Raw genomic sequence first — 21819 nt, 5'->3', positions numbered from 1 at the left:
TATAAAATCGATACATTTAATCTTACTTTTCAATAGAAATCAAAATTAGAGAATGAAGAAGATTATAATTTGCCTTTTAGCTATGGCAAGTGTAGCAATCAACGCGCAAGAAAAAGCCCAATTAGAATCACAAATTAGACATAGCATTGATGAAATCAGAGATTTTGTTTCCATCCCTAATAATGCTAGTGATCACGCAGACATCAATAGAAACTTAACTTGGCTAACGAAAAAATTTACCGAAAGAGGGTTCAATACATCTGTACTACCCACTTCAGGAGAATCTTTATTTTTTGCGACGCTTCCCATCATAGATGGCAAGCCAACAATTCTTTTCTACATGCATTTTGACGGGCAGCCTGTAGATGCCTCTAAATGGGATCAAAAAAATCCGTATCAAGTGGTCTTAAAATCTCCAGAGGGCGATACGTTTAAAAATGAATTATTTGAAGATTTAAATACTGATTTAAATGAGGAATGGCGTTTATTTGGTAGATCTACTTCAGATGACAAAGGTCCGATTGTTCTGTTACTAAACGCTTTTGATTTGTTAAAAAAGAACAATGCAACCCTTCCTTTTAATGTCAAAATTATTTTAGATAGCGAAGAAGAAAACGGCAGTAAGCCACTTCCTAATGCCGTCAAAGAATATAGAGAATTATTAGAGGCCGACTTTTTGGTTATTAATGATGGTCCCGTTCACAGTTCTGGAAAACCTACTATTGTTTATGGTTGTAGAGGAATAACAACAATGAGCCTTACTACATACGGTCCTATAAAACCTCAACATAGCGGGCATTATGGCAACTACGCTCCTAACCCAGGTTTTCAGCTTTCAGAATTATTAGCAAGTATGAAAGACAAAGATGGGAAGGTTACTATAGATGGGTATTATGATGGCATTACCATTAATGAAGAAACCATGGCTATTCTAAAAAATGTTCCTGATGATGCTGCAAACATCAATAAAAATTTACAAATAAAAGCTCCTGAAAAAGTAGGCTCTTTTTATCAAGAGGCATTACAATATCCATCCTTAAACATTAGAGGCTTGTCTTCTGGATGGGTGGGTGAAGAAGCCAGAACAATTGTACCTGAGAGTGCTACGGCAGAATTAGATTTGCGTCTTGTTCCTGAGTCTGACGGAACTCGATTAAAATCTCTCGTAAAAAAACATATTGAAGCACAAGGGTATTTTGTAACCACGAAGGAACCTACAACAGAAGAACGCCTTAAACATGACCGTGTTATTAAAATTACAGAAAGTGGTGTTACCGATGCATTTAGAACAGACCTCAACAATACCTATGGTAACTTCATTCTAAATACATTACAAAAACAATTTCAAGAAGACGTGGTTCAAATACGTATTATGGGTGGTACCGTACCTATAGCCCCTTTTATTAATGAATTAAAAATTCCTGCATTTATTGTTCCTATGGTCAACCCAGACAACAATCAGCATAGCCCTAATGAAAATTTAAAAATAAGTCAGATAGGTTACGGTATTCGTACTTTTTACAGCTTGTTATCAACTCCGTTAGAATAGTTATACACTAGTTTAACAAGGCACTAACAAAGCTTTACAATAGTCTTAACGGAGAGTTACTATCCCTTTTTATAACTTGTAGTGGAACATAAAAAAGAAAAAACTATGGGAATTATAGATGATAAGAGACTTAAAAGAAAAGTAGAACAAACCAATCCGACAAACCCTACTGGGAACACAAATCAAACTACTAACACGTTTGATATTGAAAAGGACACTATAAAAGATCAGCAAAACAAAAAATAATAGTTGTTTAGTTTGTTTTCAAAAGCCCCAAATTCAAAATTGAATTTGGGGCTTTTTTTATGCGAGCCTTACAAAGGCTATTACAAATATCCCGAAAGTATCACAGTAAGTTTAACTCGGTGTGATTTTATTACCGAATAGGTTCACTTCATTTGTATAAACCTAAAAAGTTCAGAAAAATGAAAAAAATCTATTTAATTACAAGTATGATTCTCGCCTTAGCATTTACTAGTTGCGATGACGATGATGACAATCAAGAAGTACAAATAATCCCAGCAGCTGGAACTATTGCTGGTGGCCCTTTTACCTTTTGCGTAGATGGTGTTGCAGATATGGTAAGCGGTATTACTATAGACGATTCCAATGCTATAGGTGCAAATAGCACATGGGTTATTACAGATGACCAAGGAAACATCTTAGGATTGCCACCTACATTGACTGATGTAGAAGGTGTGAATTTTGACGATGCTGGAGCTGGAGTATGTTTTATCTGGTACCTACGTTTCGAAGATGGTTTAGTAGGCGCAGAAGTAGGAATGAACACGGCTAATTTAGATGGAACATTTGACCTTTCTAATTCTATACAAGTGACTAGAAATAAAACAAATGCAGGAGTATTAACTGGTGGACCTTATGAATTTACTGTAGACGGTACACCGGATATGGTTACCGGATTAAGTTTAGATAGCAGTGATGCTAGTGGTAGTAATAGCACCTATGTAATTACAGATGCAGATGGAAATATCTTAGGAATGCCTCCTACCTTAGAAGCTGTAGAAGGTGTTGATTTTGATGGCGCTGGCGCTGGTGTATGCTTAATTTGGTATTTACGTTACGAAGATGGTTTAGTAGGTGCAGAAGTAGGCATGAACGCAAATGATCTAGATGGCTGTTTTAGTCTTTCAAATTCAGTTACAGTAACTAGATTACAAGGAGCTAATGCAGGGACAATTGCAGGAGGTCCTTATGATTTTTGTATTGATGGAACTGCTGATATGGTTTCAGGAATTTCTTTAGATAGTGCAAATACTTCTGGTGACAATAGTACTTGGGTAATTACGGATGATCAAGGAAATATCTTGGGATTACCACCAACATTAGATGCTGTTGAAGGCGTAGATTTTGACGGAGCTGGTGCTGGCGTTTGCTTAATATGGTACTTACGTTACAATGGTACTATTACCGGAGCTGAAGTAGGGATGAATGCAAATGATTTAGCAGGAGATTATGACCTTTCTAACGCGTTAACTGTAACAAGGAGCAAAACTGAAGCAGGAGTACTTTCTGGCGGTCCTTATAACTTTACTATTGACGGGACATCAGATTTTGTATCTGGGATTACTCTAGATAATACGAATGTTAGCGGATCATTAAGTACTTATGTGATTACAGATGCAGATGGAAATATCTTAGGAATGCCTCCTACTTTAGAAGCTGTGGAAGGTGTAGATTTTGATGGCGCAGGAGTTGGCGTATGTTTAATCTGGTATTTACGTTATGAAGATGGATTAACAGGTGCCGAAGTAGGGATGAATGCAAATGACCTAGCAGGTTGTTTTGATTTGTCAAATGCTATTACCGTAAACAGAACAATGCCTTAAATATCGTTTTTTAAAAATTGTCTATACTGTAAAACCCGGAAATCAATAGTATTGAATTCCGGGTTTTTACTTTTCATCATTTTATAAGCATCCAAACCACCCAGAGCTCTATTGGCCGCTCCAGAAGGCGCTGTCAAGGATACTGTTTTTATATACCTATCCCCTAATTGAAATTGATGGATGCGAGGTACAATATCAGATAAAACTTCAAACTGAATGTTTTGCTCTTTTAAATGCTTTCTAAAAAAATATTCTGGTCCATTTTTACTATTACCTCCTGTAAATAATAAAGTATTTATAGTAGGGTATTGTTTTAGATACCCAATAACATTTCGCAATTGTATGTTTTGCATTCCTAAATCAGAAGCATCAACCTTAACACGTTCTGCACTTGCAACAATATCACAAATACCAATTTTTTCACGTTTTAAAAACTCCTTTCGTTGTATTACTGCAGCATCAGAGGTTTCAAATAACAAATCCAAATCAAAAATACGATTTATAATAGGCCATAATTGTCCGTCTCTACTTCCGTAACAAAAATTTACATCTCCTTCTTTTAAATCTCCCGTGGTAAATCTTGGCGGCGGTAAAGTGCCTACAATTAATTTTGTGGCTTCTGGAAATAGAAAAGGTGTGTAGGGATGCGTATGAAGGAATATCATGTAATACTATTTAATAGTTCTTTCGCTGTTTTAAACACAGACTTGTGCTGTTTATAATTTGGCCTTGACATACCTTCTGATTCCATCAAAATCTCGCTTAACAGCAATTTAGCTTCTGATTTTTTCATATTTCGCATATAAAACCTAGACAATTCTAAGCGTTCAAAATAATTAGAATAAGGTGCATCGAACTGAGCAAACAACATTTCGGCTTCCTTGATGTTCCCTAGTTTTTCGATGGATAGACTATAATAATATAAACCTTCTGACTTTCTAAATTTACTATCCTCCTTAATTCTTTGGGCATAGGATTTAGCTTGCTCATAATCCCCTAATAAGTAATTTGTTTTTATTAATTTTAAAATTACATAATAATCGTTGACAAAAACATCCTTTAAGGATCCCTCATAATTCTCTGCTGCTTTCTCATACATTCCATGATCTAAATACGCATCAGCAAGGGCTACTTGATTTTTAAATGTATTTGAAAATTTAAACTTCTTTTCTAAATCCGTAATCCTCTTCGTTGGATTAATAACCGAAGTTAATCCTTCCTGAACTACATCTAAATCTCTCTTTGTAAACACATTCAAAATTAGATACGACAAAGCCCCAAAGATTGGAAGAAAAATTATTGCCATAATCCAGTAATATGAATTGCGGTTTGTATAACAATGGTAAACACAGAAGATCTGCAAGGCGATACCTAAAAAATATAACATTCTTTAACCCAATTAAGTTATTGACTATTGCCTAAATTATATAATTTTTGACAAAAAAACCTGTATCCCTTTAAAGAATACAGGTTTTTATATGAAACAATAATTTGTGATTTTTATGCTGAATTACGACTCGCATTAATATTACCATAAAGCGAACGCGTTACTATCTTTTCATACAATTCTTTCATTGGAGAATCTTCTCCAATTTTCTGTAAAGCATACTGCTGAATAACCAATAATGGTAATACGATATTCTCACGTATTTTAATAGACTCTCTTGAAAGTGCTTCTTGCTCCATAAGAATTTCCATTCCCGAAATTTCTAAAAGCATTTCTTTGGATAAGTCATACTCATTTTTCAATATGATCCAGAAATCGCCATACTCTTCATCATCTCTCATGTAGGCTGTTAATTCAAAATAACATTTAGATAAAGCCATCATACTATTAGACATTAAAGCTCTAAAAACAGGTACTTTTTCATACAAGTTTTTCACCTCCTCCATTTTGCCTTTGTCTTTCATGGTTTTAATAGCAGTACCTAAACCAAAATATCCTGGAACGTTTTGCTTTAACTGACTCCATGAACCTACAAAAGAAATGGCTCTAAGATCCGAAAGCTCTAATTTTGCTTTATTACCACGTTTCCCTGGTCTACTACCAATATTAGCTTTAGTATAATATTTAAGCGTACTCATATTCTCTAAGTACGGCATAAATTTATCATGATGTTTAAGCGCATCATACTTCTCAAAACTCAATTCAGAGAGTTGCTCTATTAACGTTCTTTGATTTTCAGTAATGACATTTTCATCACCATAAAAACTATTAGACAAACCTGCTGTTAAAAGTTGCTCGCAATTATAAACAAACTGCTCTTTAGTACCATAGGTACTGGTAATAGTTTGTCCTTGTATCGTTAATTGTATTTCATTATTAGCAATGTCTTTAGTCTGCGCTGCGTAAAAACGATGTGTTTTTCCTCCTCCACGCGCTGGTGGGCCACCACGACCATCAAAGAATATTGCTTTGATATTATTCTTAGCACAAACCCCAGACAAACTTTCTTTAGTTTTTAAGATAGACCAGTTGGCTTTTAAATAGCCCCCATCTTTAGTTCCATCAGAAAAACCTAACATCATCGTTTGTTTTTCTGAACGTTGTCTTACGTGTGCCATATACTCCGGCATATCAAACAATTGTTGCATGATAGCTTCAGAATCTTCCATACCTTTCATGGTTTCAAAAAGTGGAACAATATCAAAAGATATTTCTTTCGCATTCCAACCACACCATCTAAACAATGCAAATACAAATAACACAGAAAATATATCTTCAGAATTACTTATAATATATCGGTTACACCCTTCTTCTCCATTCTTTTCTTGAATAGATTTTAGTTGTAAAATATTCTTAATTGTTTCTTGAGTAATTTCCTCATTGTAATCGAAGACCTTTAAACTAAGCTTTTCATTCAATAGAATATCAATTAATTCTTTTTCTGAAAGCTCATCTAAACGCTCTTTAATTAAACCATTTCTAGTTAAGATTTCTGTAATTACTTTAACATGCATGCTATGATCTTGACGAATATCAAGCGTAGCAAAATGCGTTTTAAAGATTTTTACTTTATCAATGAAATAATCTAATTCTTCTAAATATAAAGAATGATATCTTTCTACTAACACCGCTCTTATCTGCGTTAATGGCCCTATAATATCCTGATATCCAACCTGCTTTTCTGGGTTAAACATCGCCGTATACAAATTAGCTCTAAGCTTGTTTATATCTTCCTGGAGTCCGCTAAACGTAAGTTTCTGCTGTAGTTTCTTCAGATCATTATAATAACATTTCATCAACGTTATGCGCAATTCATCTGCCACATCATTAGTAATATCTGCTGTAACAAATGGATTACCATCACGATCGCCCCCAGGCCAGAACCCTAGTTTCATGATATTGTAATTTTCAAACTCAGCGTTATTAATATTACTTTTTAAATAAGCGTAAAGCTCCCCTACAGCATCATAATATACATTACGTAAGATGTAAATAATATTTTTGGCTTCATCTAAAGGTGTTGGCTTTTTAGAGTTAATTAAAGACGTAAGCCCTAACTGCTGTAAGGTAACATCTATATCATCTATTTTATCTCCTAAAATAAGAGTTCTTAATTCTGCAATAATATCTAAAACCGCAGGAGTGTAGAACTGTGTTGGGTGTGCGGTTAATACTAAACGTGCACTAAAATTAGACAGATGGTCTGATATTTTATCCCAGCTTTTATTCTTGTCTACAAGTTCAAAATAATCTTTAATCGCTAAATTATTGCTATGCTTATATATTTTTGGAAATGCAGCATCTTCTACACTATCATATAAAACTACTTGGCGTTCTACATACTGAATAATGCGAAACATAAAATCAATACGCTCTTTCTCTGAATCTATGGCCATAAAATTCTCAAAGAAAGCTTCTAAAATTTCTTTAGGATTTTGTCCCGATTTTAATCCCTTTTGACATTGGTCTAACATCAACGGAATAACCATACCCACATTTTCTATATTTCGGTATGGTAAGTTTAAAAACAAACTGTTGTAAACATTAAACTTATTGTTTACCGACTTCTTAAATTCTTCTAACCGCTGTACTTGTTTCATATTTTATAGCTAACTAAACGTAAAATTCTTTTTATTCTATAGTCGAAATCTGATGGTATACCTAAGCGTCAGACTCAAAAATTCCCTTTAGCTAAAGTAGCTAAAGGGAATTATACTTTTTGCTTAATTTTTTATTTTAACGTTACCACCAAATCTTCAGAATTAACCAATGAACCTCCTGATAAATGAACGCTTTCTACCACGCCTTCCTCTGTTGCAGTAACGGTCGTTTCCATTTTCATGGCTTCGATGACAAACAAAGGTTGGTTTCGCTTTATTTCTTGTCCTTTCTTTACCAAAACAGTAGATAATAAACCTTGCAAAGGTGCACCAATTTGCTTGTCATTAGCCCCATCTGCCTTAGTATTTTCTATTTTAGTAACTTTTACGGCGGTATCTTTAATGACTACATTACGCAACTGCCCATTTACTTTAAAATAGATACTTACATTCCCAGATTCGTCTGGCTCTCCTTTTAACATTAATGAGATAAGGACATTCTTACCACGATCTAACTCCACCATAATCTCTTCTCCTATTTCCATACCGTAGAAGAAATTTTTGGTAGGTATATTCATTACATTACCATATTTTACATGGTTATTATAGGCATCTGTAAATACCTTTGGATACAATTTATAGGACAAGAAATCTGTAATTTCAAGCGCTCTACCCATGCCCTTATTGAACTTTCGTTTGAAGGACTTGAATTCCTTGTCAAAATCGATAGGTTCTAAATGCGCATTAGGCCTTTCGGTATATGGAATCTCATCTTTTAGGATAATTTTCTGTAGTGCCTTCGGGAAGCCTCCAACAGGTTGCCCTAAGTCTCCTCTAAAGAAACTTTTTACAGACTCTGGAAATGAAATATCCTCTCCTTTCGTCAATACATCATCAACCGTTAGACTATTACTAATCATATATTGCGCCATATCACCCACCACTTTAGAGCTCGGCGTCACTTTAATAACATCGCCAAAAAGTTGATTAACTTCTCCGTACATTTTAGTAATCTCTGGGAATTTATCTTCCAAACCTAAAGCAATCGCTTGCCCTTTTAAGTTGGAGTATTGCCCCCCAGGAATTTCATGGTTATACACCTCTCCTGTTCCAGATTTTAATCCAGATTCAAACGTGTAATAATAATTACGAACAGTTTCCCAGTAATTAGAATACGCTGCTAATTTTGCCGTATTCATGTTATTCGCTCTTTCTGTAAAACGAAGCATCTCTACTACCGAATTAAAATTGGGCTGTGAAGTTAATCCAGACAAACCTCCTAGAGCTACATCGACCACGTCTACACCTGCTTCTATTGCTTTTAAATACATAGCGGCTTGCGTAGAAGACGTATCGTGTGTATGTAAATGAATTGGTATATTAATTTCTGATTTTAATGCAGAAATTAATTCATAAGCGGCATACGGTTTTAACAAACCGGCCATATCTTTCACTCCCAATATATGAGCACCAGCATTTTCAATATCTTTAGCTAACTGCACATAATATTTCAGATCATATTTGGTTTTAGAGACATCTAAAATATCGCCCGTATAACAAATAGACCCTTCTGCTAAACCACCCGTTTTTGTCCTTACATGCTCTATACAAGGCGCAATAGATTTCATCCAGTTTAGAGAATCAAATATTCTAAAAACATCTACGCCTGTTTCCCAAGATTGTTCAACAAATTTTTCTATTAAATTGTCTGGATATGCGGTATACCCAACTCCGTTTGATCCTCTAATCAGCATTTGCAATAATACATTTGGCATTGCCTTACGCAAGCTAGCCAAACGCTCCCAAGGGTTTTCTTGCAAAAAGCGCAAGCACACATCAAAAGTAGCTCCACCCCAAACTTCCATACTGAAAATTTCAGGGTTATTTTTAGCATACCCTTCTGCAACTTTCATCATGTCTATGGTACGCATACGTGTTGCCAACAAACTTTGGTGGGCATCACGCATGGTGGTATCGGTGAAATGAACTTTCTTTTCATTCTTTAACCACTCAGAGAATTTCTCGGGTCCCAGCTCCGTAAGTAGATCTTTAGTTCCTTTAGGATACGGATCAAATTTAGGAAAGGCAGGAACTATCGGTTTTGAAAATACATGCTTAGGGTCTTTCTTTTTTACATCAGGATTTCCATTAACGATAACATCACCCAAAAAGTGCACTAATTTATTAGCCCGATCACGAGGTTCCACAAATTCAAAAAGCTTCGGTTCATTTTTAATAAAATTTACCGTAACATCACCATCTCTAAAAGTTTGATGTTTTAAAATATTGTCCAAGAAAGCCATATTGGTTTTCACACCACGAATACGGAATTCTGCCAAGGCTCTACGCATTTTTCTACAAGAACCATCAAGTGTTCTACTAATGGCCGATACTTTAACCAACATAGAATCAAAAAATGGAGAAATAACCACCCCTTGATATACACTACCTGCATCTAACCGAATTCCCAAACCAGAAGCACTACGGTAGGTAGTTACTACCCCGTAATCTGGTTTAAAATCGTTCGCAGGATCTTCCGTCGTAATTCTACATTGCAACGCATACCCCGTTACTTTTACAGATTCCTGACTTTCTATTTTTATTTGTTGATCTGATAATTTATAACCGCCAGCAATAAAGATTTGTGTTTTAATCAAATCAATATTAGTAATCATTTCTGTTACCGTATGCTCTACTTGAACTCTTGGGTTTACTTCAATAAAATAAATGCTTCCATCATCGTCTACCAAAAACTCAACGGTACCAATGTTATTATAGTTTACCGCCTTACAAATATTAATAGCGTGGGTGTACAAGCTATTTAGCGTTTCTTGAGGCAACCCAAAAGAAGGTGCAAACTCAATTACTTTTTGGTAGCGACGTTGTACAGAGCAATCACGTTCATATAAATGCACTATATTCCCATGTAAATCGGCAACAATTTGTATTTCTATATGCTTTGGATTTTCTACAAACTTCTCTAAGAAAACGGTATCATCACCAAAAGCATTTAAAGATTCTCTTCGAGCCTCAGGGAAACCTTTTCTTAGTTCTTCTTCTGTCCGGATAACTCGCATTCCGCGGCCACCACCACCAGAAGCAGCTTTAAGCATCACTGGATAGCCAATACGCTCTGCCTCAGACAAAGCAACAGACACTTCTACTAAATCTTCAGTACTACTTTGTATGACCGGAATATGATTAGCTACAGCTACTTCCTTCGCTGTAATTTTATCTCCTAGCGCCTTTAAAACAGACACTTTAGGACCTATGAAAATAATTCCATTATCCTCACAAGCTTGCGCAAATTTTGCATTTTCAGATAAGAATCCATACCCAGGGTGTATGGCATCAATATCATTATCTTTTGCCACTTTTATTATGGCTTCTATATCTAAGTAAGGTTTTAAAGGTTCGTTCTCTTCTCCAATTTGATAGCATTCATCTGCCTTATATCTGTGTAAAGAGTACCGATCTTCATAGGTGTAAATCCCAACTGTTTTTATGCCTATCTCTACACAAGCTCTAAAAATACGAATTGCTATTTCTCCCCTATTTGCTACTAAAACCTTTTTGATTTCCATGTAATTCTCTGTGGTTAGTTTTTTTTTATAAAAATGTTGTTAATCTTTACGATGTACAAACATCGTAAAGTTACATTTTTTGAATACGCATCACAATTAATCGAATGCATTTAATTAACCCTTTTTATTGCAATTTGTCAGCAATTTAAGCAAGGAAAACGAAATCTATTAGGTAAATTAACTTTTGAAACAAATTTTAAATAATTACTTACAAAACTCTACCAAAGAGAAGCGTACCTTGCATTTTTATAGTACTATTGAAAGTTGTAATTTTAAGAAAAAGAAAAACATGGGAAAAGGAGATAAAAAATCTAGAAAAGGAAAGATCGCTAACAATTCTTTTGGCGCCAGAAGACCTAAAAAAATTAAAAGAAGACCAACCGTTGAAGAAAAAATTGCCATAAAAAAGAAAAAGTAACTACAAACCTAGTTCAAAATTTAAACTGATTCTTTTTCTTTTTTGGTATTTTCAAGCCTGCTTTTCTTATCTTAGTAGTACTGAATACTCTTTGATCTTGTTGTATTTCTGCCAAATCAGGATTCTTACTTGAAAACTTCACTACATAAAACTCACCTACCTTAACATCATAGTTAGAATCTAAGTAATTACTATTTTCATATTTTTTACCATTAACATAATAATAATAAAATATTGCAGGACTTGAAGACGGGCCATCCATATAACTATCTACAAAACAGACCGTATATACAGAATTTTCTTTAAGGTCTTTTTTTATATAAGCAGTAATACACATTAAAATTAAAGCAAAAACCATTAAATATAACAATGTTCTCTTTTGGTCTTTATCTAATTTCATTATTTATGATATTTAATAATGTTTTTTTTAGTTAGCATTTTTTAGTTAGCATTTTTTTTGCGCTAGATATAGTTGTTTTTATAGTAACCTTCCCCCCGAAATCAAAAACTGAGCCTATTGGTTTACTTAATTCCATCAATGGCTTACCCACAGCAGTACTAAAAGAATTGCTTGCCTTAAATTTAAGACTATTAAAAAGCATATTTTAGAGAAATCCTCCAACGAACTCAAATTGGGACCTCCTTCAATAGTATAATTTAGTCCCGATTTTAGCGGAACACTACCAAAATTGCCATATGCTGCACTAGCCCCTACATCAAACAAATCAATCTGACCCCAATTTTGTTTCCCCCATTTACTCTCTGCTATCCCTGTTGACAAATATTGTTCCCCTAAATTAGAAAAACCATTTAACAATGCCACCTTACCTTTATTTACTGCAAATGCTTTACCTAACTCTTTACCCACCGTTGGTAATGCGGACTGCCCAAAAGAGTAAACTAAAGGCAATGCCTCAACTGCACCGATAATAACTACAGGAAAACCAATGGTTACAGCAATTATTGCTCCCTCATTTACAGCATCATAGGCCTTCCATATTTTTTTATCTTCTTTTCACTAACCGTCACTGTAAGTAATTTATTAAATAATCCTTTTTGGTTTGATATTAAGGAACTAATCTCAGAGCTATTAGTTTTAAATTCACGAACCCGCTCTTGCCCTGCAGTCGAAGCAAAAGAAAATTCATTATTAATCAATCGTTCTATATGATCTACTATAAAATCGCTAAAGTGCATTAACTAAGTAATAGTTTAAAATAAAGAAAAAGTAACTACAGTTGTAGTTACTTTTTCTTTATAAAAATTCAGACCTTGATAATTAGCGAATAAATACAGGCTGATTTTCTTTTAAAGTATGCTCTTTACTAAACAGATATCCATCTAAATTAAAGCCTCTTAATTCTTCAAGAGAATTAACTTTCTCATCTACGATATAGCGCACCATAGCACCTCTTGCTTTTTTAGCATAGAAGCTTATTATTTTTAATTTATCGTTTTTCCAGTCTTTAAATATTGGTGCAATTACAGGCACCCTTAAATTCTTCTCATCTACGGCACTGAAATATTCGTTGCTCGCTAAGTTTACAAACAATTCCCCTTCTTCCAATTCCGAATTTAAAGAGGCTGTGATGCCTTTCTTCCAAAATTCATACAAATTTTTAGCATTCCCAACTTTCAAACTCGTTCCCATTTCTAATCGGTATGCTTGCATTAAATCTAAGGGTTTTAAAACACCATACAAACCGGATAGAATACGAAGCTGATTTTGCAACTCGGCTATTTTAGTTTCTTTTAAACTATACGCATCCAATCCTTGGTATACATCACCACTAAAAGCAAATACTGCAGGACGTGCGTTTTCTGGAGTAAAAGGCAATGAAAAATTCTGATTTCGGTCCCAATTCAATTGTGCCAATTTATCAGAAATATGCATTAAGTCTGATAAATCTTTGGGCTTCTTCTTTTTTAAAACTGAATTTAGTTTTTTTGATTGCTCAAGAAATACAGGGCTAGTATATGCTGCCGTAGGTAATTCCGTTTCAAAATCTAAGGATTTTGCAGGAGAGATCACTATTTTCATCTGATACTTTTTAGTAGTTCACTAGTTATACGATATCTTCTTCGCAAAATTAAAGAAGATATCTAGTATAAATTTCATCTTTCAAGATAGGTTTTCAATAGCTGTATTACAAAAATCTATCCTTGAGGATTCTCTGCGCTATGCTTGGCATAAGCCCTCCATTTCTCTATGCAATTAGCCATATCGGCTGGTACTTCAGAATCAAATCGCATAAATTCTTTGGTAACAGGGTGTACAAAACCTAAGGTTTTTGCATGCAAGGCCTGTCGTGGTAATATTTTAAAGGCATTATCAACAAACTGCTTATACTTTGTAAATGTTGTTCCTTTTAATATTTTCTCACCGCCGTAACGTGCATCATTGAATAAAGTATGCCCTATATGCTTTAAGTGTACCCGAATCTGGTGTGTTCTACCCGTCTCTAATTTGCAAGAAATTAAGGTTAAATATCCTAAGCGCTCTATGACTTTAAAATGAGTAACTGCATCTTTACCTTGTTCACCGTCAGGAAAAACAGTCATTTGTAAGCGGTTCTGCGGATGCCTTCCTACATGCCCTTCTATAGTTCCTTCATCTTCTTCGATATTACCCCAAACTAACGCCACATACTCACGCTCACTTGTTTTATCAAAAAACTGTTTTGACAAGAAAGTCATCGCTTCATCTGTCTTAGCAATCACTAAAAGTCCGGAAGTATCTTTATCTATCCTATGCACTAATCCTGGACGTTCATTAATATTTACGGCAAGATCTTTTGTATGATGCAATAGCGCATTAATAAGGGTCCCAGAGTAATTACCGTGACCAGGATGCACTACCATTCCTGGTTCTTTATTTACCACCATCAATACATCATCCTCATAAACAATATTTATAGGAATATCTTCTGGCACTAATAAAAATTCATGTGGAGGATGCTCAAAAAGAACTCTAACTTCATCCCCTGCTTTTACACGATAATTTTGTTTTACTTGAATATCATTAACCCAAATATGTCCATTTCTTGCTGCTTGCTGAATTTTATTTCGAACCGCATTTTCTATGAAGTTCATTAAAAATTTATCTACACGCAGCGGCTCTTGCCCCTTGGATGCAATTACCTTATGGTGCTCAAAAAGTTCATCTTTTTCTAACTCCGAGCGCTCTTCTGGTTCCATCATATATTATTCTGAATCTGATTTTATTTGATTGCTTTGGCTTTCATTACCATTACCACAAACCAGTTCTATTTTTGAAGTTTTAGGAAGTTTGTATCCTTCCTCTATATATTTTCCTTTGTACTTGATACGGTACACCATATCTTTTCCAAACTCATCAATGTAAGTTACCCTTTGCACATCTAACCCTACAGCTCTAAGTTTTGCCGTAGCATTACGCAAGGTAACCTGGATGATACTTGGCACACTAACCTTCTTGTATCCAGAAGGATTTACCGTTACATAAATTTTTCTACTCTGCTTTACTTTATTTCCCGCAGGAGGATTTTGCTCAATAACAGAAAATTTAGGATAATCTGGATTGTAATTCGCAGAATCTAATACCTCAAAACGTAAATCTGCATCTTCTACCACTTTACGCATTTGCGTTACAGACAATTTTGCCAAATCTGGTACCTCTACAAATTCTCCATGATTGGTAGAACTTTTTAACCATTGTAGCATTCCAAATATAAATAGGACTATAACTAAAAGTGCCAATCCTAATTGTATTAAAAAAACTTTACTTTTCAGAAAGTTTAAAAAATTTCTCATCTTATTATGTATTGTGACAGCAAATATAAGAAATGGACCCTAAGAAACGAACAGCCGTTTCGTAAAATCACGTTATATTTATAGTTCACTAGAAAAAAAATATACGTAATGAACTAAAACATGGTGTTTTTTCTTTTCTTTGACTTACAATTGCAGTTTGTTTATTTCTAATATTAAGATTGAGTAATGAAGAAAAATATTGCCATTATCATGGGCGGCTACTCTAGCGAATATAAAATTTCGTTAAAAAGCGGAAGCGTTGTTTATAAGTATACTGACAAGGAAAAATTTAACCTGTTTAGCATTCATATTTTTAAAGAAAAATGGGTTTACGTAAACGAAAACAACGAAGAATTTCCTGTAAATAAACACGATTTTTCAATCGAAATAAACCATCAAAAAATAACTTTTGACTGCGTATTTAATGCCATTCATGGTTCTCCTGGTGAAGATGGCTTAATGCAATCTTATTTTGAGATATTAAACATTCCACAAACCTCTTGTGATGCTTACCAATCTGCCTTAACCTTTAATAAACGAGACTTATTGAGTGTACTAAAACCATACGGTATTAAGTCTGCCCCATCGTACTATCTTAACCTTGGCGACCTTATTGACGAAGAAGCCATAGTTACTAAGGTAGGTTTACCCTGTTTTGTAAAAGCAAATAAGGCAGGAAGTAGTTTTGGAATAATGAAAGTGTATAAAATAGAAGAGCTACAAGCCGCTATTGCTAATGCCTACAAAGAAGACGATGAGATCATCATTGAAGGATTTTTAGATGGCACTGAAGTTTCTGTGGGTGTACTAAAATACCATGGGGAAACAAAAGTATTTCCTATAACCGAAATTGTTTCTGAGAATGATTTTTTTGATTACGAAGCTAAATACGCTGGAAAATCTCAAGAAATAACGCCTGCAAGAATTACGGAAAAACAAATGCAAACAGTAAGTGATATTGCAAAAAAGGCATATGATGTTTTAAAAATGAAGGGCTTCTCTAGAAGTGAATTTATTTTTATTGGCGATGAGCCTTTTATGCTAGAAATGAATACGACTCCCGGGTTAACCGAAGAAAGTATTTTACCACAACAAGCCAAAGTTGCAGGCATATCATTACCTGAGCTTTTTGAAAATGCAATAACCGAAGCCTTAAAAGCAAATTAAGTACCTTTAGGAGCTTAAAATATAACTATGAGACGCGCAATATTCCCTGGTTCATTTGATCCACTAACTTTAGGTCACTATGATATTATTCAGAGAGGCATTACCCTTTTTGACGAACTTGTTATTGCCATTGGTGTAAATTCTGACAAGAAATACATGTTCTCATTAGAAGACCGCAAGCAATTTATTAAAGATGCTTTTGCTCATGAGCCAAAAATAAAAGTGCTTACCTATGAGGGTCTTACGGTAGATTTTTGCAAAAAAATAAACGCCAATTTTATTTTAAGAGGATTGCGTAACCCTGGAGATTTCGAGTTTGAAAAAGCTATAGCACACACCAATCGAAAATTATCTGAAATTGAAACCGTTTTTCTTCTAACCTCTTCGGGAAAATCATACATCAGCTCTTCTATTGTTAGAGATGTTATCAAAAACGGAGGAGACTATACGGGCTTAGTGCCGGATTCTGTTCGTGTGAAATAAAATCCTACAAAATAGAATTTGATACGCCGTTGAAACTTGAAACAAACACAGCCTATATCTTATTTCCGACACCTTTGAAGAAGCCACAGTAACAAATATCCTATTTATCACCACGGTTTTTCAAGAATTCACAACAAATGCACCGTCAGTTATAAAATTACTCATTACTTTAGTAGGAAATTTATTACTAGTCTTGAGGCAAAAAATTAAAAATAACGACAATTATCTTATAAAACAGTTACCAAAAGCAACCGCTTATGTTAATCTGAATCTATCTGTTGCCCACATTTCTGATAGCTGGTTACGCGATTTTAATTTATCCTTGCAAGCTATAGAAAAAAATAGCATACTTGGAGTTTTCCCTACTCTAACCACAAAATGGAAACAAGATATAGATTATGCTTTCTTAGGGTATAAAAACACTCCTAAGACAGATAAATATTTTGATAGTAGCACCAGTAAATGCTGGCTAGAATGGACTATTTTACCTTGGTATGACGAAGCGGAGAATATTATTGGTGCCATCATTCAAATAGAAGATGTTACGAAGCATTTTCTACTTCAGCAAAAGCTAGAAAAATTAGAAATCCTAATTACCGTTAAATCCCAAATTGCAAAAATTGGCAGTTGGGAATACGATGCTATTAATGATGAACTGAAATGGTCTGACATGACCAAAATTATTCATGAAGTTCCCAATGACTATGAACCTAATACAGATAGCGCCTTAAGTTTTTACAAGCCAGGAAAAAACCAAGAAAAGATTTCCAAATATTTAGACCAAAGCTTAAAAGATGGATTACATTGGAGTGATAAGTTTCAAATAATCACCGGAAAAGGTAAGGAAATCTGGGTTATCGCTACGGGGAAACCGCTCTTCGAAGACGAAAAATTTGTAGGAATAATAGGCACGTTTCAAGATATCACAGAAGACGTAAAAGCACAACAAAAAACCAAAGAAAGTGAAAACCTACTAAGAACATTAATAGACCACTTACCCCTGAATGTTTTTGTAAAAGATTTAGAGTCTAAAAAAATATTAGTCAACCAATCTGAGTGCGATTACCTGAACTTAACAAGTGAAGAATTGATTGGGAAAAGTGATTTTGATTTATACGATCATGATGTTGCTCAAGTGTCTAGAGATGAAGATCTAAAGATTTTGAGCACCTTGGAGCCAATGTTAGGAGTTGAAACCATCAACATAAGAAAAGACGGAAAGCAAACAAATTTCCTAACCTCTAAGATTCCATTATTCAACGAAGATAATGATGTGGTAGGCCTTATAGGGTTTAGCCTAGACATTACTCAAATAAAACAAAAAGAAGAACAATTAACGCGACTTATCAATGTATCTGCACTTCAGAATAAAAAATTACTAAATTTTGCTCATATTGTCTCGCATAATTTACGCTCTCATACCGCAAATTTCTCCATGCTCTTAGGCTTTTTGATTAAAGAGAAAGAGGAGCAAGAAAGAGAAAAACTCCTTTCCATGCTTATTGGCGCATCAGATAACTTATTAGAAACCATAGACAACTTAAATGAGGTTTTAGAAATTAATTCTAACCCATTACAAGAAAAGAAAAACATACATGCCAACACAAAAATAGATTTCGTAAAAAAGAATCTCCATTCCTTAATCAAAAATAAAGGAGCTCATATTATCAACAATATCTCAAATGATGTTTACATAAAAGGGGTGCCTACCTATGTAAACAACATTCTTATCAGCATCCTTTCTAACGCTATTAAATTTGGTCAAAACAAAACTGGAAACAAGATAGAGCTAAGTGCAGACAAAATAAAAGGCTATACTATTTTAGTAATTAAAGATAATGGCATAGGAATTGATTTAGAAAAGAACAAAGACAAGATTTTTGGTATGTATAAAACCTTCCATCAACTAGAAAAATCTAGAGGGGTTAGCCTTTACATCGCTCGAAATCAAATTGAAGCTATGAATGGAAAATTTGTGATAGCAAGCAAAGTAGGACAAGGCACTACATTTAAAATATATTTTAATGAAAATGATTGATCATATTTGTATAATAGACGATGATGCTATCACTGTTTTTGGCATAAAAAAGTTGCTTACAAGCACTATTGAATGTAATAACATTGATGCTTTTTCAAACGGAAAACTAGCCATAGAATATCTTTCAGAAATTGTTGCTAACAAAACAAAACTTCCAGATTTGATATTTCTAGATTTAAACATGCCCATAATGGACGGGTGGGAATTTCTAGAAGAGTTTTTAAAATTACCTATTGCAGATGCTATTACCGTAAATATTGTTACATCGTCCATAAATAAAGAAGACCGTGATAAGTCCAATTTTTACAAGTGCAGAACCCATCATAATATCACGTATAATACAAAACCGTTAAATAAAGTTGAAATTGAGAAAATCACGGATATAGCCTAACAAAGACACTTTATTTTCATTATTTTTGAAGCGTAAAATAGCAAAAGAATTACTGACACACTGTTGAGTACTATCCTGTTAAACAAATGCATAGATAGCTCTTAATTTTTTGCGGTACTCTAGAGCAACAACCCTTTAATAGCTAATGAAATTTCTACTTCCCCTACTTCTTTTAACCGTCTTTATTTCTTGCGAATCAGAGAAAGAAGACAAAACATCAGATTACAAAACACATTTTGAACTTTCTAATGGAACAGAAACAGCTACCTATCAAGAAACTGTTGACTTTTATATAAAATTAGCCAAAGAATTTCCTGAAGTTAACATCCAGACCATTGGAGAAACAGATAGCGGCTTACCATTACATTTAGTAACCTATAACTTAGATGCCGATTTTAATTTTAAAAAAATAAAAGAATCTAAAACTATTTTATTAATAAACAACGGCATTCATCCGGGTGAAAGCGATGGGATTGATGCTACGATGCTTTTATTTAGAGATTTAGCAACAGAAAATATTACGCCGCCAGAAAACACCGTGATTGCCACAATACCTGTGTATAATATCGGCGGAGCCTTAAACAGAAACTCATCTACTAGAGCAAACCAAAACGGCCCTAAGCAATATGGCTTTAGAGGTAATGCACGAAATTATGACCTAAATAGAGATTTTATAAAGTCTGACACTAAAAATGCAGAAACCTTTGCCACTATCTACCACTTAGTGAAGCCTGATATTTTTATAGATAATCACGTAAGTAACGGTGCAGATTACCAGTACACCCTTACCCATTTATTCACGCAACACAACAAATTAGGTTTGGAGTTGGGCGACTATCTAAACCAAAATCTTATGCCTAAATTAGAAGCTAGTTTGGCAAAAGATAACTGGGACATTACTCCATACGTAAATGTACATAATGCTGTTCCTGAAAATGGATTTTCTCAATTTATAGACCACCCAAGATATTCTACAGGATATACTTCTCTCTGGAACACTTTAGGGCTAATGGTAGAAACTCATATGCTTAAGCCCTATAAAAAAAGAGTAGAAGGCACTTATGAGCTTATGAAGAAGATGATCGAGATCTCTGAAAATGACGGCCAAAAAATAAAAGAATTACGTAAAAATTACAATGAAGCGGTTTTAAATTTAGAGTACTATCCATTAAAATGGGAAATAGACTCTAGCCAAACAACCACATTAGAGTTTAAAGGGTATGAAGCAGATACCATTATTAGCGAAGTAACCGGTTTTCCTAGGCTAAAATACAATAGCAGCAAGCCCTTTACAAAGCCTACTACCTATTATAACTATTACAAAGGCACTGAAAGTATCAAAATACCCAATGCTTACATACTTAAGAAAAGTAATTTTAAGATCATAAGCCTTCTAACAAAGAATGAAATTGCGTTTACTCGAATTAAGAAAGATACCTTAGTAGAAGTAGAATCTTACAAGATAGACACATACAAAACGTATACGAATAGCTACGAAGGTCACTACCCACACTATGATACAAAAATAGTAAAGAGTAAACAAAAGGTTCAGTTTCAACAAGGAGACGTATTTATCCCGATAAAACAAAAAGGTATACGCTATATCTTAGAAACATTGGAGCCTAGCGCAACAGACTCGTTCTTTAATTGGAACTTTTTTGATCCGATTTTACAACAGAAAGAAGATTTCTCTCCTTATGTTTTTGAAGATGTAGCTGCAGAATTACTTCAAACAAACAGCTTATTAGATGAAGCTTTTCGACTAAAAAAAGCTACCGATGAAGCGTTTGCAAAAGATTGGTACGCACAATTAGAATATATTTATCAGCGATCAGAATATTATGAAAAAGCACACAATCAATATCCGGTGTATCGCGTATTAAATGATTTTGAAGTAGTTTCTGAATAAGATTTAATCCTCAAAAAGTATTTTAATATTGGTATATGAATTTTCAAGGGCCTTAGCTATTTTCTTTGGCCCTTTCCATTTTACCTTTTCAATACCTTCATCTAATTGCCCAACAAGCTCGCCTTTATATGAAGTTTTCATTGCAAACCAATGCACTTCTTTAAGCTTGTATTTCCCATTTCTTTTAAAAACATGATAGGTGGTCTTTAAAATATTTTCAATTTTTAAGCCCTGTACTCCGGTCTCTTCCTCTACCTCTCTTAATGCACACTCTTCTAATGTTTCTCCTTTATCTAGTTTCCCTTTCGGTAAATCCCACTTGTCATTCCTATAAATAAATAACACTTTTCCTTCTTTGTTTGTAACTACGCCTCCAGCAGCCACCACCAATGGAATTTTCTTAGTGAATTTATTTAAAATTTCCTCCACATTAGGGTGATAGATATACGCAATGCTTCGTTTATCTTTAGATAGTAATTCTATTGCTTCATTTATTGACTTCTGATTCAATAAAAAATATTTGTTATTAGCAATATCAGACAGTTTATTTGTTAAAATCAACTGAGACTCATTAACAAAAACTTTATACATTTG

General features: G+C 34.2%; 20 protein-coding genes. 9 read left to right on the top strand and 11 right to left on the bottom strand.

Going from position 1 to position 21819, the window contains the following annotated elements:
• The first annotated feature begins 52 nt into the window (after positions 1 to 52).
• The 3 genes from BLQ19_RS17895 to BLQ19_RS17890 all read left to right on the top strand — a co-directional run bounded on the left by BLQ19_RS17895 (position 53) and on the right by BLQ19_RS17890 (position 3396).
• Positions 53 to 1549 carry a M20/M25/M40 family metallo-hydrolase gene (locus BLQ19_RS17895; protein WP_074539247.1) on the top strand — a complete coding sequence of 499 codons (1497 nt, stop codon included), beginning with the start codon at positions 53 to 55 and terminating at the stop codon, positions 1547 to 1549.
• Positions 1550 to 1654: 105 nt separating this feature from the next.
• Positions 1655 to 1795, top strand: a complete 141-nt coding sequence (locus BLQ19_RS21360) for a hypothetical protein (protein ID WP_173399846.1) — start codon at positions 1655 to 1657, stop codon at positions 1793 to 1795.
• Between the two features lie 179 nt (positions 1796 to 1974).
• A complete protein-coding gene (locus BLQ19_RS17890; protein WP_029446971.1) occupies positions 1975 to 3396 on the top strand; it encodes a hypothetical protein in 1422 nt (473 codons plus the stop codon).
• Here BLQ19_RS17890 and BLQ19_RS17885 read toward each other — a convergent pair.
• The 4 genes from BLQ19_RS17885 to BLQ19_RS17870 form a co-directional block, all read right to left on the bottom strand.
• A complete protein-coding gene (locus BLQ19_RS17885) occupies positions 3393 to 4061 on the bottom strand; it encodes a uracil-DNA glycosylase family protein (protein WP_074539246.1) in 669 nt (222 codons plus the stop codon). The genes BLQ19_RS17890 and BLQ19_RS17885 overlap by 4 nt on opposite strands.
• The gene (locus BLQ19_RS17880; protein ID WP_254788423.1) at positions 4058 to 4702 is read right to left on the bottom strand and encodes a hypothetical protein; all 645 of its coding nucleotides are present in this window, start codon (positions 4700 to 4702) and stop codon (positions 4058 to 4060) included. The genes BLQ19_RS17885 and BLQ19_RS17880 overlap by 4 nt, the downstream gene beginning before the upstream one ends.
• Before the next feature lie 194 nt (positions 4703 to 4896).
• Positions 4897 to 7443, bottom strand: a complete 2547-nt coding sequence (locus tag BLQ19_RS17875; protein ID WP_074539244.1) for a phosphoenolpyruvate carboxylase — start codon at positions 7441 to 7443, stop codon at positions 4897 to 4899.
• 131 nt (positions 7444 to 7574) lie between these two features.
• Complete coding sequence (locus tag BLQ19_RS17870; RefSeq protein WP_074539243.1) at positions 7575 to 11027, bottom strand: pyruvate carboxylase; 3453 nt, start codon at positions 11025 to 11027, stop codon at positions 7575 to 7577.
• A 289-nt stretch (positions 11028 to 11316) separates the two neighbouring features.
• Between BLQ19_RS17870 and BLQ19_RS17865 the strand changes: the two genes are divergently transcribed.
• A complete protein-coding gene (locus tag BLQ19_RS17865) occupies positions 11317 to 11445 on the top strand; it encodes a 30S ribosomal protein THX (RefSeq protein ID WP_074539262.1) in 129 nt (42 codons plus the stop codon).
• A gap of 13 nt (positions 11446 to 11458) precedes the next feature.
• Here the strand turns inward: BLQ19_RS17865 and BLQ19_RS17860 are convergent, their stop codons facing one another.
• The 6 genes from BLQ19_RS17860 to BLQ19_RS17835 all read right to left on the bottom strand — a co-directional run bounded on the left by BLQ19_RS17860 (position 11459) and on the right by BLQ19_RS17835 (position 15237).
• Entirely contained in the window at positions 11459 to 11845 is a 387-nt protein-coding gene (locus tag BLQ19_RS17860; protein ID WP_074539242.1) for a hypothetical protein, read from the bottom strand.
• 135 nt (positions 11846 to 11980) lie between these two features.
• Positions 11981 to 12355, bottom strand: coding sequence for a hypothetical protein (locus BLQ19_RS17855; protein ID WP_139150284.1), 375 nt, complete (start codon positions 12353 to 12355; stop codon positions 11981 to 11983).
• 65 nt (positions 12356 to 12420) lie between these two features.
• The gene (locus BLQ19_RS17850) at positions 12421 to 12642 is read right to left on the bottom strand and encodes a hypothetical protein (protein ID WP_074539240.1); all 222 of its coding nucleotides are present in this window, start codon (positions 12640 to 12642) and stop codon (positions 12421 to 12423) included.
• An 82-nt stretch (positions 12643 to 12724) separates the two neighbouring features.
• Positions 12725 to 13486, bottom strand: coding sequence for a peroxide stress protein YaaA (yaaA, locus tag BLQ19_RS17845; protein WP_074539239.1), 762 nt, complete (start codon positions 13484 to 13486; stop codon positions 12725 to 12727).
• A 116-nt stretch (positions 13487 to 13602) separates the two neighbouring features.
• Entirely contained in the window at positions 13603 to 14643 is a 1041-nt protein-coding gene (locus BLQ19_RS17840) for an RluA family pseudouridine synthase (protein ID WP_074539238.1), read from the bottom strand.
• A 6-nt stretch (positions 14644 to 14649) separates the two neighbouring features.
• Positions 14650 to 15237 (bottom strand): PASTA domain-containing protein, encoded by a 588-nt coding sequence (locus BLQ19_RS17835; RefSeq protein WP_074539237.1) that lies wholly within the window; start codon positions 15235 to 15237, stop codon positions 14650 to 14652.
• Between the two features lie 186 nt (positions 15238 to 15423).
• On the opposite strand from BLQ19_RS17835, the gene BLQ19_RS17830 reads away from it, so the two are divergent.
• From BLQ19_RS17830 to BLQ19_RS17810, 5 genes are all read left to right on the top strand, one after another.
• On the top strand, positions 15424 to 16404 hold the full coding sequence (locus BLQ19_RS17830) for a D-alanine--D-alanine ligase (protein ID WP_074539236.1): 981 nt from the start codon (positions 15424 to 15426) through the stop codon (positions 16402 to 16404).
• A 27-nt stretch (positions 16405 to 16431) separates the two neighbouring features.
• Positions 16432 to 16887 (top strand): pantetheine-phosphate adenylyltransferase, encoded by a 456-nt coding sequence (coaD, locus tag BLQ19_RS17825; protein WP_024481595.1) that lies wholly within the window; start codon positions 16432 to 16434, stop codon positions 16885 to 16887.
• A gap of 193 nt (positions 16888 to 17080) precedes the next feature.
• Positions 17081 to 18925, top strand: coding sequence for a PAS domain-containing sensor histidine kinase (locus tag BLQ19_RS17820; protein WP_074539235.1), 1845 nt, complete (start codon positions 17081 to 17083; stop codon positions 18923 to 18925).
• Positions 18912 to 19316: a response regulator gene (locus BLQ19_RS17815; RefSeq protein ID WP_024481597.1), complete on the top strand. Its 405-nt coding sequence runs from the start codon at positions 18912 to 18914 to the stop codon at positions 19314 to 19316. Before BLQ19_RS17820 ends, BLQ19_RS17815 begins: the two co-directional genes overlap by 14 nt.
• A 145-nt stretch (positions 19317 to 19461) precedes the next feature.
• Positions 19462 to 21225, top strand: coding sequence for a M14 family metallopeptidase (locus BLQ19_RS17810; protein WP_074539234.1), 1764 nt, complete (start codon positions 19462 to 19464; stop codon positions 21223 to 21225).
• 3 nt (positions 21226 to 21228) lie between these two features.
• Here BLQ19_RS17810 and BLQ19_RS17805 read toward each other — a convergent pair whose 3' ends face one another.
• The gene (locus BLQ19_RS17805) at positions 21229 to 21816 is read right to left on the bottom strand and encodes an NUDIX hydrolase (RefSeq protein ID WP_029446981.1); all 588 of its coding nucleotides are present in this window, start codon (positions 21814 to 21816) and stop codon (positions 21229 to 21231) included.
• Positions 21817 to 21819: the final 3 nt, after the last annotated feature.

Source organism: Cellulophaga baltica (assembly GCF_900102165.1).
In the GTDB taxonomy this organism is placed as follows: Bacteria; Bacteroidota; Bacteroidia; order Flavobacteriales; family Flavobacteriaceae; genus Cellulophaga; species Cellulophaga baltica.
This window is presented reverse-complemented; position numbering and strand designations above follow the sequence as displayed.